General features: G+C 67.4%; 11 protein-coding genes and 1 tRNA gene. 1 reads left to right on the forward strand and 11 read right to left on the reverse strand.

What is annotated here, in order from left to right:
- The 4 genes from ACM14_RS17655 to ACM14_RS17670 all read right to left on the reverse strand — a co-directional run.
- Nucleotides 1-685 (reverse strand): exodeoxyribonuclease V subunit gamma (locus ACM14_RS17655; RefSeq protein WP_139093451.1); only part of this gene is annotated, 685 nt, incomplete at its 3' end.
- Between the two features lie 70 nt (nucleotides 686-755).
- On the reverse strand, nucleotides 756-1,208 hold the full coding sequence (locus ACM14_RS17660; RefSeq protein ID WP_065346881.1) for a CopD family copper resistance protein: 453 nt from the start codon (nucleotides 1,206-1,208) through the stop codon (nucleotides 756-758).
- Complete coding sequence (locus ACM14_RS17665) at nucleotides 1,205-1,657, reverse strand: Rrf2 family transcriptional regulator (protein ID WP_065346882.1); 453 nt, start codon at nucleotides 1,655-1,657, stop codon at nucleotides 1,205-1,207. The genes ACM14_RS17660 and ACM14_RS17665 overlap by 4 nt, the downstream gene beginning before the upstream one ends.
- Nucleotides 1,658-1,670: 13 nt before the next feature.
- Nucleotides 1,671-2,864 (reverse strand): NnrS family protein, encoded by a 1,194-nt coding sequence (locus tag ACM14_RS17670; protein WP_065346896.1) that lies wholly within the window; start codon nucleotides 2,862-2,864, stop codon nucleotides 1,671-1,673.
- Nucleotides 2,865-2,985: 121 nt separating this feature from the next.
- Here ACM14_RS17670 and ACM14_RS17675 point away from each other — a divergent pair, with 121 nt between their 5' ends.
- Nucleotides 2,986-3,321 (forward strand): cupin domain-containing protein, encoded by a 336-nt coding sequence (locus ACM14_RS17675; protein ID WP_065346883.1) that lies wholly within the window; start codon nucleotides 2,986-2,988, stop codon nucleotides 3,319-3,321.
- Between the two features lie 108 nt (nucleotides 3,322-3,429).
- Here ACM14_RS17675 and ACM14_RS17680 read toward each other — a convergent pair.
- From ACM14_RS17680 to rpoC, 7 genes are all read right to left on the reverse strand, one after another.
- Nucleotides 3,430-3,505: transfer RNA gene (locus ACM14_RS17680), tRNA-Phe, on the reverse strand.
- 66 nt (nucleotides 3,506-3,571) lie between these two features.
- Entirely contained in the window at nucleotides 3,572-4,243 is a 672-nt protein-coding gene (locus ACM14_RS17685; RefSeq protein ID WP_012202448.1) for a response regulator, read from the reverse strand.
- Nucleotides 4,244-4,284: 41 nt separating this feature from the next.
- Entirely contained in the window at nucleotides 4,285-6,627 is a 2,343-nt protein-coding gene (locus tag ACM14_RS17690) for an ATP-binding protein (protein ID WP_065346884.1), read from the reverse strand.
- Nucleotides 6,624-7,187, reverse strand: a complete 564-nt coding sequence (locus tag ACM14_RS17695) for a DUF4390 domain-containing protein (RefSeq protein ID WP_034397920.1) — start codon at nucleotides 7,185-7,187, stop codon at nucleotides 6,624-6,626. Before ACM14_RS17695 ends, ACM14_RS17690 begins: the two co-directional genes overlap by 4 nt.
- Nucleotides 7,188-7,251: 64 nt before the next feature.
- The gene (gene rsmB / locus ACM14_RS17700) at nucleotides 7,252-8,640 is read right to left on the reverse strand and encodes a 16S rRNA (cytosine(967)-C(5))-methyltransferase RsmB (RefSeq protein ID WP_065346885.1); all 1,389 of its coding nucleotides are present in this window, start codon (nucleotides 8,638-8,640) and stop codon (nucleotides 7,252-7,254) included.
- Nucleotides 8,637-9,266: a LemA protein gene (locus ACM14_RS17705; protein WP_034397916.1), complete on the reverse strand. Its 630-nt coding sequence runs from the start codon at nucleotides 9,264-9,266 to the stop codon at nucleotides 8,637-8,639. Before ACM14_RS17705 ends, rsmB begins: the two co-directional genes overlap by 4 nt.
- Nucleotides 9,267-9,401: 135 nt before the next feature.
- Entirely contained in the window at nucleotides 9,402-13,631 is a 4,230-nt protein-coding gene (gene rpoC / locus ACM14_RS17710) for a DNA-directed RNA polymerase subunit beta' (RefSeq protein WP_065346886.1), read from the reverse strand.
- Nucleotides 13,632-13,642 lie beyond the last annotated feature (11 nt).

Here is a 13,642-nt window from a genome sequence, read left to right on the forward strand (position 1 = left end):
CCACGCGGCGCGCCAGCGGCGCGGCCGGCGCCTCGCCGGACTGCAGCGCGGCCAGCACCCTGCCCTGCAGGCGCGCGCGCGTGGCGCCGCGCTGGTCCTCGTCCAGCTCGGCCAGCACGGCGCGCCACAGGCGCGGCTGCCACTGCTGGCCTTCGGGCACCGGGGCGTCCGCCACACCAGGGCGCAAGGGCATGGGCAGCACGTCATGCCCGGCCTCCCAGGCGTCCAGCCAGTCGGCGCGGTAGATCTGGTATTGGTCGAAAAGGTCGGCCAGGCGCTGGGCCAACTGCAGCAGCCGCTCGGGCTCGCCGGGGCGCAGAAAGCCTGCAATGGGGGCGAAGGCCGGGTCATGAAGGCACTGCGGCAGCAGGCGCATGAGCCGCCAGGTCATGGGCGTCTTGTCCAGCGGCGATTCGCGCGGCACGGCCTGGCGGCCCAGCACCTGGCGGTAGCTGCGCCACACAAAGCGCGCGGGCAGTTCCACGCGCGCGGCGGCACACACGCCCAGCTGCTCGGCCATGCGCATCTTGAACCACTCGGCCATGCCGTTGCTCTGCACCAGCACCACCTCGGGCTCCAGCACATCCAGCGGGTGCGCAGCCAGCCATGCCAGCACCGTGTCGGCCAGCACCTCCGTCTGATTCCCGTGCAGGGCGATCAAGCCCGGCTGCCAATGCGATGCCACCTCTGCGCCCCCGTGCTCCAAGCCATGCGAGCAGCGAGCTTAACGCGGGCAGGGCCTGCCTGCAGGCTGTTTACCAATGCAGGTAGAACATGGCCTTGGCCAGCAGCACGATGGCCAGCACGTGGCAGAACACGCTCAGGTGCAGGCGGTGCGAGCGGCGCCCGCCAAGCACACCGCGCCGACGCCACCACATGGCCGCCAGGAAATGCCCGAACACGCTGAGCGCCAGCACGATCTTGAGCGCCAGCAGCAGGCCGAAGCTGCCGGCCAGCGGAGCGGCAAAGGCGGCAGCCAATGCCGCGCGGTGCTGCCAGGCCAGCCCCAGCCCCGCGCCGTACAGCACCATCAGCACCCAGGGCATGACGGCGACCGCGCGGTCGCCCAGCGCCTGCTCGGTGGCGCGCGCCACGACAGCGGGCAGATGGCGGCGCGCCCCGGCCAGCAGCACGACTTCGAAGAACACCGTGCCTGCAAAGGCAATGGCCGCCAGCAGGTGCAGGGTCAGCAGCAGTCCGTAGCTCATGCGCGGCTCCTTTGCGGCAGAGGCAGGGGCAGCGGCAGGGATGCGGGAGCCGGCAGCAGATCGGCCAGCGTGAAGCCGTCCAGATGGGCCATGAAGCTGTCCAGCGCCCCGCCCAGCACGCCGGCCAGCCGGCAGTCCTGCGCAAGCGTGCAGGCAGGTGGGCTGGTGCCCGTGAAGCATTCGACGATGGCAAGGTCCGGCTCCATGCCGCGCACCACGTCGCCCAGGCCGATGTCGGCCGGCGCATGGGCCAGGCGCATGCCGCCGCCCTTGCCGCGCACGGTGACGATCCAGCCGCGCAGCGCCAACTGGTGCGTGACCTTCATGAGGTGGGCTTCGGAGATGGCATGGGCCTGGGCGATCTCGGCAATCGTGCACAGCCGCCCGGGGTGGCGCGCCACATGCATGAGCAGGCGCAGCGCGTAGTCGGTCATCAGGGTCAGGCGCATGGCAGGCCTGCGATCATGCCTGCCGGTCGGCACGCGGGCGCACCAGCAGCGGGGCGAAACGCCACAGGTACAGCGCAAAGGCCAATACCCAGGCAGCGGCCGAGGCATGCAGCGCCGCCAGCGACAGCGCCGTGGGCAGCAGGGCCGCCAGGCGCAGCACGGCAGCGGCAATGACCAGGGCATAGGCGGCGACCATGCTGCGGTCGGTGCGCAGCGGCAGGCCCAGGTGGCCCATCGACGTCCGTGTGCACATGCCTATGATGAGCAGGGCAAAGCCGCCCGCACCGATCACATGCACGGCCCAGGCGGGGCGCAGCACCCATCCGGCCGCATGCGCGCCCGCCACCAGCAGGCCCGCACCCAGCGCCCCGTGGCCCAGGTAGAGAATCCACAGCAGCGGCACGCGGCGCACGGCCTGGGGCTTCCAGGCCAGCACCTGCCACAGGGCGATCAGGCCTGCCACGGCCAGGCCGGCGGCCAGGCCCGGCCACCAGCCCGCCAGCAGGCAGGCGATGGCCACCACGCCCGCGCCCAGTTGCCATTGGCCGCTGGCCGTGTGCATGGGGATCTGCAGGCCGGACACGGCGCGCATGGCGAAGAAGGGGATCACGCGCCGCGCGATCAGCAGCGCAATCACGGCCATGCACAGCAGGCCAGCGTTGAAGCGCTGCATGAGCGAGCCGTAGTCGCCTTGCCAGATGGACCACAGGTACAGCGCATCGGCCACGCCCAGGCCCGCCAGCAGCAGGGGCAGCCCGTAGTTGCGCCGGCTGCGCGCCACCTGAATGGCACGGCCCAGCGCCAGCGCGGCCCAGCAGAAGAAGGCCGTCTCGCACAGCGCGGCGACCGCAAAGGCCTGCGGCCCCGGCAGCAAGAAGCCTGCGCGGGCCACCAGCCACAGCAGGCACAGCGCGCCCAATGCCCGGCCCTGCAGGGGGTTGCGCCCTGTCCAGTTGCTGCCCGCCGTGAACAGAAAGCCCACGGCAATGGTGGCCACGAAGGCCCACAGCATCTCGTGCGCATGCCAGAACACGCCGGGCATGCGCCCCGCGATCCACTGCGGCGCATGGACCCACAGCGCCACCGACAGTGCAGCCCAGAGGCAGCCCAGCAGGTACAGCGGCCGGAATCCCAGCTCCAGGAAAGCCTTCCATTGCGGAGCCTCCCGGGTTCGCAGGGGTTCCTCCAGTTCCAGCCATTGCGCCATGATGTCCACTCCTTCCGGCCCGCCGTGCGCCTGCATAAGATGTATTCAGCGTACATCTTCAGGCGCGCGGGCGGGGCCGCTGCGGCACCACCTTCTGACCCACATCAAGCAGGAGCCAAGCATGGCACTCGAACACGCAAAGCCACTGGATGTCATCGCCCTGCACGCACGCGACGGCATGCACATCAGCACCAGCCTGATCAGAACGCCCCAGCTGCAGCTGCTTCGGCTGGTGCTGCCGCCCGGCCATGCACTGCCGCGCCACCAGGTGCCCGGCGAGGCCACCATTCACTGCCTGGCGGGCGAAGCCGGCATCGCCACGCGCGTGGCCAGCCTGCGGCTGGTGGCCGGCTCGGTGGTACTGGTGCCGGCGGGCGAACCCCATGACGTGCACGCCCGGGGCGAACAGGGCTGCGTGCTGCTGGTGACCGTGACAATGCAGCCGCCCCCCGCCTGAGTGACTCAAGCGTGTGGCCCGGGCGTCCTGAACAACGGCAGGCTTTTCAGCAGCACAAAGAAAAACGGACCGCTTCTTGCGAAGCAGTCCGTAATTTTTTACTGAATTTGGTGGCCTGGGACGGAATCGAACCGCCGACACAAGGATTTTCAATCCTCTGCTCTACCGACTGAGCTACCGGGCCGAGAACTAGATTATATGCAGGATTTTTTGACCCAAAAACGAAAAAGCCAAAATTCCTTCAAAAAGTCTATCCGCGCTTGTTGCGGCCCAGGTCCACGCCCAGCTGGCGCAGCTTGCGGTACAGGTGGGTGCGCTCCAGGCCGGTCTTCTCGGCCACGCGTGTCATGGAGCCGCCTTCGCGTGCCAGGTGGAATTCGAAGTAGGCCTTCTCGAAGCCGTCGCGCGCCTCGCGCAGCGGGCGGTCCAGGTCGAAACCCTGGTGTGCATGCGGCACGTTGTTGTCCACCGGCACGCGGCTGGCCGCAGGCGTGACCACGGCCGCAGTGTCCGGCTCGACCACCGCCACGGGCGCTGCAGCCGGTGCCTGGCTGGCGGCGTTGCGCGCCAGGCCCTGCTCCACGGCCTTGAGCAGCTTTTGCATGGTGATGGGTTTTTCGAGGAAGGACAGCGCGCCGATGCGCGTGGCCTCCACGGCCGTCTCGATGGTGGCGTGACCGCTCATCATGATCACGGGCATGGTCAGCAGACCTGCCGAGGCCCATTCCTTGAGCAGCGATACGCCATCGGTGTCGGGCATCCAGATGTCGAGAAGCACGAGGTCGTAGGTGTTGGAGGCGCGCGCCGAGCGTGCCTGACCGGCGTTCTCGGCCACGTCCACACTATGACCTTCGTCGTTGAGGATTTCCGACAACAAATCCCGGATCCCCAGTTCGTCGTCGACCACCAGTATGTTTGCCATGTGTCTTAAGCCTATGTGCTGAGGCGCGGGGGGCGTCAGGCCTATCCCGTACGCTCAGGCGCAAATGATAGCGACACTTGCGCACCTTGAATCACCCCGTCGTCTTCCCTGTTGCCCAGGTCGATGCGGGCGCCATGCTCGTCTGCGATTTTCTTGACCACGGCCAGGCCCAGGCCGGTGCCTCGCACCTTGGTCGTGACGTAGGGCTCGAAGGCCCGTTGAAGGATGTTGGCAGCGAAGCCCGTGCCGCTGTCACTGATGCTCAGGCGCACGCGGCGCGTGGACTCGTTCCAGCGCGTCTCTATGGTCACGGGGCCGGGGGGCTGGCCGCTTTCCTGCGCGCGCTGGGCCGTGGCGTCCTGGGCATTCTGCAAAAGATTGTGAATGACCTGGCGCAGCTGCTGGCCATCGCCGGAAATCGGCGGGCATTGCGGGTCCAGCACGCAGTCCACGCGCACTTCGGCGTTCTCTTCCCCATACAGCTGGAGCACATCGGTGACCAGCGCGTTGAGATCCAGCGACTGCAGGTTGGCGGCTGGAAGGCGCGCGTAGTCGCGGAATTCATCGACCAGGCGCTTCATGGCGCCGACCTGATCGACGATGGTCTTGACGGACTTGGCCAGCAGCGCCTGGTCAGCCGGCTGCAGCTTGTCGGTCAGCCGCATGGCCATGCGCTCGGCCGACAGCTGGATGGGCGTGAGCGGGTTCTTGATCTCGTGGGCCACGCGGCGCGCCACCTCGCCCCAGGCCTGGGCACGCTGGGCCGAGACGATTTCCGAGATGTCGTCGAAGACCAGCAGGCGCTGCGCATCGGGCAGTTCCGCCCCGCGCATGACCAGGGTGGTGGTGTGCTGGATGACGCCGCCGTCGGTGGAGGCATGCAGCTCATGCACCAGTTGCCAGCGATCGCGCCCCTGCTCGCCCAGGAAGAGCGCGAACTGCTCCTGCACGACTTCGCCGAACTGCTCCAGCCCCGGCACCTGGGACAGCAGCCGGCCTTCATGGACGGCCATGGGCGCGCGCAATATGCGCGTGGCGCCGGGATTGCTCAGCACGATGGCGCCCCGCGCGTCCAGCACGATGACGCCCGAGGTGAGGTTGTCGAGGATGGTCTGCAGGTTGCCGCGTGCGGCATCGAGCTGGCCCATGCTGCGGTTGGCTTCGGCGCGGGCGTCGGCCAGTTGCTGGGTCATGAGCGCAAAGGAGCGCGTGAGCCCGCCGATCTCGTCGCGCGTCTGCAGCGCCGGCTTGGGCCGCAGGTCGCCGCGCGCCACGTCGCGCATGCCCTGGGCCAGCAGCAGCAGCGGCCTGGCCAGCTGGTTGCCCAGCACGATGGCCAGCACCACGGCGCCGAAGACGGCCAGGAACAGGCTGAGCGTGAGCGTGCCTATGTACATGCGCTGCAGGCCGCCGCGTGCCAGCGCGCGCTCCTGGTATTCGCGGTTGGCTGCCTGCACGGCCAGGGCATTGGTCACCAGGGCCTGCGGCAGTGCAATGGTGGCCTGCAGGTAGCGCGGCTCGGTCAGCAGGCCCACGCTCGGGTTGGGCACCAGGGCCAGGGTGCGGACCTGGGCGCCAGGCGCGGTGGCGCCGGGCTGGGCCATGCCGTCGTCGTCCAGGCCTTCGATGCTGGCCACGGCGCGCTGCTCGCGCAGCGAGCGCAGCATTTGCGCGCTGGGGCGTTCGGGCTGCAGGTTGAAGCGCGACTGGCCCACGCTGGCGATGGCGCGCAGGCCCGCAAGGTCGCCGCTGCGGGTGGTCTGCGTCGGGCCCATGATGGCGAGCTCCGATGCACTCCACAGCACGACATCGGTGGCACCCAACTGGTCGCGCACGCGCTCCAGGATCAGCGCGGCGCCGGCATCGGAGACCTGGGACAGCTGGGCGCCTGCGGTGCGCGTGTTGTTGGCCATGTCATTGGCCACGGTCTCCAGCGTGGCACTGGCCAGGCTGACGCCGGCCGACAGCGCGCCCTCGACCTGCACATCGAACCAGCTTTCGATGGAGCGCGAGACGAACTGGTAGGAGACGATGTAGATCAGCAGGCCCGGCACCAGGCCCACCAGCGTGAAGATGCCGGCCAGCTTGAGCAGCAGGCGGCTGCCGAAGCGCCCGCGCTGCAGCCGGATGGCCAGGCGGATGCCGCCCCAGGCCAGGATGGCCAGCAGCAGGCCGGCCACGACCACGTTGGCGGCGAACAGCCAGTTGTAGTTGCGCTCGTAGTCCAGGCGGTTGTTGGTGGCCAGGGTGAGCAGGAACAGCAGCAGCACGCCGACCAGACCCATGAGGCCGGCGCCCACGCCCACGGCCCAGCGTGTGCCGCGCGACAGGCCGGCCGAGGCCGGCAGGGCCACGCGTTCGTCGTCGGCTGAGGCCCTGCTCATGGCGCGTCTTCCAGCATCTGGGTGCGCGACAGCTGCAGGTTCCAGCCCGAGCGGCCCAGCGCGCCGATCTGCAGCGGCCTGGGCAGCTGGGACAGGTCGATGCGAAAGCGCAGTTGCACCGATACGCCCGATTGCGTGGGCGCCGTGTCCATGATCTTCCAGCGCGAGATGCGCTGCATGGAGGCCAGCGCATCGTCCAGGCTTTCGAAGGTCTGGCCCAGCGCCAGCCCCAGGCCGCTGCTGGAGAACGGGGTGCTGGAGATGTGCAGGCGCCAGCGGCGCGTCAGCGGCTGGTGGCTGAGGCGGTAGTGGCGACTGGCGGTGGCCAGTTGCTGATCGGACCAGTACCAGCGCTCGCGCTGGATCTGGGCATCGGCCACGAAGTACATGGGGATGCCCTGGCGCAGCGCATCGTCGATCTGGTAGGGCAGCTCGAAATGGAGGTTGGCCGACAGCAGCAGGCCGTCGTCGGAGCGATCGAGCTGCATGGGGCCGATCTCGGCCGTCAGGGCATCGGCCCTGGCCTGCAGGCCCAGGCCCGCCAGCACGCCGGCCAGCAAAAGCGCCCCGGCCAGCCGCGCCAGCAGGCGCAGCCAGGCTGGCGACCAGGCCCGATGGGGGGGGTCAGCGCGTCTTTTGCAGCAAGGCGTAGAAGAAACCGTCGTGGTCACCCAAAGCATTGTCAGCCAGCATGCCGGCTTTGTCGGCTTTGCCCGGGATTAAATGCCCCGGTGCCGCCAGGGTTCGCGCCTCACTGTTGCGTGTAACAAACGCTTGAACCTGGGCCTCGCCCTCTTCCCTGAAGACCGAGCAGGTGCAGTAGAGCAGGCGCCCGCCGGGCTGCAGCAGGGGCCACAGGGTGTCGAGCAGGCGCGCCTGGATCTCGGCCAGCTGGCGCACATCGCTCTCGCGGCGCAGCCAGCGCACGTCGGGCTGGCGCCGCACGATGCCCGAGGCCGTGCAGGGCGCGTCCAGCAAGATGGCGTCGAACCGCTGGCCGCCGCATTGCGCATCGAACCACTGGTCGGGCCGGGATGCGTCGGCCACCACCACGCGGGCCTGCAGGCGCAGCCGCCCCAGCGTGTCCGCGATGCGCGCGGCGCGCTCGGCATCTATCTCCAGCGCCGTGACCTCCAGGGTCTGCGGTGCTGCGTACTCCAGCAGGTGGGCCGTCTTGCCGCCCGGGGCGGCGCAGGCATCGAGCACACGCAGCGCGCGGCCGGCGGGCTGCTCCAGCCCCTGCAGCAGCAGCGGCGCGGCCAGTTGCGCGGCCGCATCCTGCACCGAGGCCAGGCCTTCGTCGAAGCCCGGCAGGGATTGCACCGGCAGGGCCTGCTGCAGTTGCAGGCCGCTGTCGGCCACGGCCAGGGAAGGCACGTCCATGGCCTGCAGCGCTGCCTGGTAGGACTGGCGGTCCGTTTGTTGGCGGTTGACGCGCAGCGTCATCGGCGGCTGTTCATTGTTGGCCTGCAGGATGGCTTGCCAATGATCGGGATGGTCCTTGCGCAAACGGGCGATCCACCAGGCCGGGTGGTTCCAGACGGCCTGCGGCTGGTCGTCGGTGGCGGCGACCAGGGCATCGCGCTCGCGCAGGAAGCGGCGCAGGCAGGCATTGATGAAGCCGGACTGGGCGCGCGTCGGCCCCTGCTTGGCAGCCTCCACCGTCTGGTTGACCAGGGTGAATGGCGGGTACGGTGCCCGGGACTCATCCCAGGCCAGGGCCAGGGCCGTGTTCAGCAATGCGCTGACGCGCGGCGGCGGGTTGCGCGAGGCCAGCTGCTTTTGCAGCGCCTGGGCACGGCCCAACTGGCGCAGCACCTGGAACAGCAGCGCCTGGACGCCGGGGCGCAGCGGCTGCGCCACGCGCGCCAGCACGCTGCGGCTGGACTGGCCTTCAAGCACGGACTGCAGGCATTGGGCGACGGCGTCGAGCTGCTGCCAAAGAGGCGGTGCGGCAGGTGCCTGCGAGGGCGCCACAGCGCGGCGCGGGGAAGAATGCGTGCGTTGGTTCATGTTCCACTTTCCTGTGCCTTGCTGGCGACAGGCTCGACCAGCAGGCTGCGCACCGGTCGAAAGCCCAGCAGCCAAGCCAGCAGCCTGGCCGGATATTGCGCAATGGCGGCGTTGTAGCGCTCGGCCGCGGCGTTGAATTGCTGCAGTCCCAGGCGGTTGCGCACCTGGTGCTCGGTCCAGCGCTGCTGCCAGGGCTGCAGCGGATCGGGGTCCGGCGATGGGGCATCTGATGGCGCAGCGCCAGTGCCAGCGGCGCCGGCGCCGGTATCAACGGCGACCTTGGTCATGGCCTGCCAGGCCACGTCCAGCGCCGAACAGGCGTGCTCCAGCGAGGCCAGCGCGGTCTCGCGCAGCGGCCGGCCACGGGCATCGACCAGGGCCGCCTGCAGCTGTGCGGCGGTCTGGTGCAGTGCGGCCTGGGCATGCACAAGGGCGGGGCTTTGGCCTTCGGCCTTGGGCTGGGCCTCGAAGGCCTGCAGCATGGCATGCCACTGGCCCAGGTGCGCATCGAGCGCTCCGAACTGCTGCACGCAGCCGCTGCGCAGCCGGGCCAGCCGGTTGTATGCGCCGACGGCCCAGAACACGAGCAGGGCCAGCAGCATCCATTCAAGAGACAAGGACCACATCGTCTGCAATGGCCCGGCCGGAGGCTGGTCCGGCCGAACTCTGGTTATTCCCAAAGAAAAACGCTCCCGCCTGCGCTGGGCAGGCCGGGAGCGTCACGTCACTTCAAGGGCTCGCTTGACGCTCGCCCGAGTGCATCAGTCGGCGGAAGCGTCACCGGCGACAGACACTGCAGCAGTGTCGTCATCGGCCATCACACCGGCCAGTTCGGCCGCTTCGGCGTCGGCGATGGCGCGGCGCTCTGCGTCGTCCATGGCGTCCTTGGCCTTGCGTGCCTGGTGGTAGGCCAGACCCGTACCAGCGGGGATCAGGCGACCCACGATGACGTTTTCCTTCAGGCCACGCAGCTCGTCGCGCTTGCCCATGATGGCAGCCTCGGTGAGCACGCGGGTCGTTTCCTGGAACGACGCGGCGGAGATGAAGGAGTCGGTCGACAGCGAAGCCTTGGTAATACCCAGCAGCACGTTGGAGTACGTGGCGGGGATCTTGCCTTCGCGCTGCAGGGCCTCGTTGGTATTGAGGATTTCCGAACGCTCGACCTGCTCGCCAGCGATGTAGGTCGAATCGCCGGTGTTCTCGACCACGACGCGGCGCAGCATCTGGCGAACGATCACCTCGATGTGCTTGTCATTGATCTTCACACCCTGCAGACGGTAGACGTCCTGCACTTCATCAACGATGTAGCGCGACAGCTCCTCGATGCCCAGCAGGCGCAGGATGTCCTGCGGATCGGCGGGACCGTCGACGATGGATTCGCCCTTGTTGACCACCTGGCCTTCGTGCACCAGGATGTTCTTTTCCTTGGGCACGAGCTCTTCCCAGACCTTGCCATCCAGATCGGTGATCTGCATGCGCACCTTGCCCTTGGTTTCCTTGCCGAAGGAGATGGTGCCGGTCATCTCGGCCAGCGTGCCCTTGTCCTTGGGCGTACGGGCTTCGAACAGCTCGGCCACGCGGGGCAGACCGCCGGTAATGTCGCGGGTCTTCTGGCCTTCGACAGGGATACGGGCCAGCACTTCGCCGGGGCCCACGTCCTGGCCGTCACGCACCTGGATCAGAGCGCCGACCTGGAAGCCGATCGTCACCGAGTGGTCGGTGCCGGGGATCTTGACTTCCTGGTTGTTGGCATCGATCAGCTTGACCTGAGGACGCACGACCTTGGCAGAGCCACGGCGCTTGGGATCGATCACCACCAGCGTGGACAGACCGGTCACTTCGTCGACCTGCTTGGCCACGGTCAGGCCCTCTTCCACATTCTCGAAGCGCACCTGGCCGGCGTACTCGGTAATGATGGGTCGGGTCAGCGGATCCCAGTTGGCCAGGATCAGACCGGCCTTGACCTGCTGGTCGGGCCTGACGGTCAGCACGGCACCGTAAGGCACCTTGTGGCGCTCACGCTCGCGGCCGTTGTCGCTGATGACGATTTCGCCCGAACGCGAAATCACGACCAGCTCACCCTTGGTGTTGCTGACGTAACGCATCGTGCTGTTGAAGCTGATGGCGCCGTTGGACTTGGCTTCCACGCTCGATGCGATGGCAGCGCGCGAAGCGGCACCACCGATGTGGAAGGTACGCATGGTCAGCTGCGTGCCGGGCTCGCCGATGGACTGGGCGGCGATCACACCCACGGCTTCGCCGAGGTTGATCTGGCCGCCGCGGCCCAGGTCGCGGCCGTAGCACTTGGCGCACAGGCCGTAGCGGGTTTCGCAGTTCAACGCGGTGCGGACCTTGATCTCGTCCACGCCTTGCAACTCGAGTTCATCGATCCCGTCTTCGTTGAGCAGCGTGCCTGCGGGCAGCAGGACGGCCAGCGTCTCGGGATGCACGACGTCCTCGGCCGTGGTACGGCCCAGCACGCGGTCGCGCAGCGACTCGATCACTTCACCGCCTTCGACGATGGCGCGCATCAGTGCGCCATTGGTCGTGCCGCAATCGTCCTCGTTGACCACCAGATCCTGCGTCACGTCCACCAGACGACGCGTCAGGTAGCCGGAGTTGGCCGTCTTCAACGCCGTGTCGGCCAGACCCTTTCGGGCGCCGTGGGTGGAGATGAAGTACTGCAGAACGTTCAGGCCTTCACGGAAGTTCGCCGTAATGGGCGTCTCGATGATGGAGCCGTCAGGCTTGGCCATCAGGCCACGCATGCCGGCCAGCTGGCGGATCTGCGCGGCCGAGCCGCGGGCGCCGGAGTCGGCCATCATGTAAATGGCGTTGAACGATTCCTGCTCGACTTCGTTGCCGTGGCGGTCGATGACCTTTTCCTTGGCAAGCTGGGCCATCATGACCTTGGAGACTTCGTCGCCGGCCTTGCCCCAGATGTCCACCACCTTGTTGTAGCGCTCGCCAGCGGTCACGAGACCGGAGACGTACTGCTGTTCGATCTCCTTCACCTCGGCTTCGGCACGGCCGATGATCTCGGCCTTTTGCGGCGGCACCAGCATGTCGCCGATGGCGATCGAGATACCGGCGTGCGTGGACAGGCGGAAGCCGTTTTGCAGCAGCTTGTCGGCAAACACCACCGTGGCCTTGAGACCGCACTTGCGGAACGAGGCGTTGATGAGCTTGGAGATTTCCTTCTTCTTGAGCGCCTTGTTCATGTGGCTGAACGGCAGGCCCTTGGGAAGGATCTCGGACATCAGGGCGCGGCCCACGGTGGTTTCCACCAGGCTGGTCGAAGGCTCGAACTCGCCGGAGTCCTTGTTCTTGGTCCACTCGGTCAGACGCACGCTGATCTTGGCGGCCAGTTCGACCTGGTCGGAGTCCAGCGCGCGCTGCACTTCACCGATGTCGGCGAAGATCATGCCTTCGCCCTTGCCGTTGATGCGCTCGCGCGTTGCGTGGTACAGACCCAGCACCACGTCCTGCGAAGGAACGATGGAGGGCTCGCCCGATGCGGGGAACAGCACGTTGTTGGAGGCCAGCATCAGCGTGCGAGCTTCCATCTGTGCTTCCACCGACAGCGGAACGTGGACAGCCATCTGGTCACCGTCGAAGTCGGCGTTGAAGGCCGCGCAGACGAGCGGGTGCAGCTGGATGGCCTTGCCTTCGATCAGGATGGGCTCGAAGGCCTGGATACCCAGTCGGTGCAGCGTGGGAGCACGGTTCAGCATGACCGGGTGCTCCTTGATGACCTCTTCGAGGATGTCCCACACCACGGGCGTGCCGGATTCGACTTCCTTCTTCGCCGCCTTGATGGTGGTGGCGATGCCGCGCTGCTCGAGCTGCGCGAAGATGAAGGGCTTGAACAGTTCCAGCGCCATCAGCTTGGGCAGACCGCACTGGTGCAGCTTGAGGTACGGACCCACCGTGATCACGGAACGGCCCGAATAGTCCACGCGCTTGCCCAGCAAGTTCTGGCGGAAACGACCGCTCTTGCCCTTGATCATGTCGGCCAGCGACTTCAGGGCACGCTTGTTGGCGCCCGTCATGGCCTTGCCACGGCGGCCGTTGTCCAGCAGCGAGTCCACCGCTTCCTGCAGCATGCGCTTTTCGTTGCGCGCGATGATTTCCGGAGCCTTCAGCTCCAGCAGGCGGCGCAGACGCGAGTTGCGGTTGATGACGCGGCGATACAGGTCGTTCAGGTCGGACGTCGCGAAGCGGCCGCCGTCCAGCGGCACCAGCGGACGCAGGTCCGGGGGCAGCACGGGCAGCACTTCCATGACCATCCAGCCCGGCTTGATGCCGGACTTCTTGAACGCTTCCAGCAGCTTCAGGCGCTTGGCGTTCTTCTTGACCTTGACTTCGGAGCCGGTCAGATCGCCGCGCAGGCGCTCTGTCTCGACGTCGATGTCGATGCCTTCGAGCAGGTCCTTGATGCCTTCGGCGCCCATCTTGGCTTCGAACTCGTCACCGTATTCGGTGCGCTTGGCCTCGTAATCGTCCTCGGTCATGATGCTGAACTTCTTCAGCGGGGTCATGCCGGGGTCGGTCACCACGTAGGCTTCGAAGTACAGCACGCGCTCGATGTCGCGCAGCGTCATGTCGAGCACCAGGCCCAGACGCGACGGCAGCGACTTCAGGAACCAGATGTGGGCGCAGGGCGCAGCCAGGTCGATGTGGCCCATGCGCTCGCGGCGCACCTTGGTCTGGGTCACTTCGACGCCGCACTTCTCGCAGATCACACCGCGGTGCTTGAGGCGCTTGTACTTGCCGCACAGGCACTCGTAGTCCTTGATGGGGCCAAAGATCTTGGCGCAGAACAGACCATCGCGCTCGGGCTTGAACGTGCGGTAGTTGATGGTCTCGGGCTTCTTCACCTCGCCGAAGGACCAGGAACGGATCTTCTCGGGAGAAGCCAGACCGATCTTGATGGCATCGAAATGCTCATCAGGCGTGAATTGCTTGAACAGGTCGAGTAGAGATTTCATAAGACTCTTTC

It is taken from the genome of Delftia sp. JD2 (assembly GCF_001682645.1).
In the GTDB taxonomy this organism is placed as follows: domain Bacteria; phylum Pseudomonadota; class Gammaproteobacteria; order Burkholderiales; family Burkholderiaceae_C; genus Comamonas; species Comamonas acidovorans.

Coding starts and splice junctions, on each gene's coding strand:
- ACM14_RS17675 (WP_065346883.1), top strand. CDS start 2,986: ATGGCACTCGAACACGCAAAGCCACTGGATGTCATCGCCCTGCACGCA.
- ACM14_RS17690 (WP_065346884.1), bottom strand. CDS start 6,627: ATGAGCAGGGCCTCAGCCGACGACGAACGCGTGGCCCTGCCGGCCTCG.
- rpoC (WP_065346886.1), bottom strand. CDS start 13,631: ATGAAATCTCTACTCGACCTGTTCAAGCAATTCACGCCTGATGAGCAT.
- ACM14_RS17665 (WP_065346882.1), bottom strand. CDS start 1,657: ATGCGCCTGACCCTGATGACCGACTACGCGCTGCGCCTGCTCATGCAT.
- ACM14_RS17705 (WP_034397916.1), bottom strand. CDS start 9,266: ATGTGGTCCTTGTCTCTTGAATGGATGCTGCTGGCCCTGCTCGTGTTC.
- ACM14_RS17685 (WP_012202448.1), bottom strand. CDS start 4,243: ATGGCAAACATACTGGTGGTCGACGACGAACTGGGGATCCGGGATTTG.
- rsmB (WP_065346885.1), bottom strand. CDS start 8,640: ATGAACCAACGCACGCATTCTTCCCCGCGCCGCGCTGTGGCGCCCTCG.
- ACM14_RS17660 (WP_065346881.1), bottom strand. CDS start 1,208: ATGAGCTACGGACTGCTGCTGACCCTGCACCTGCTGGCGGCCATTGCC.
- ACM14_RS17670 (WP_065346896.1), bottom strand. CDS start 2,864: ATGGCGCAATGGCTGGAACTGGAGGAACCCCTGCGAACCCGGGAGGCT.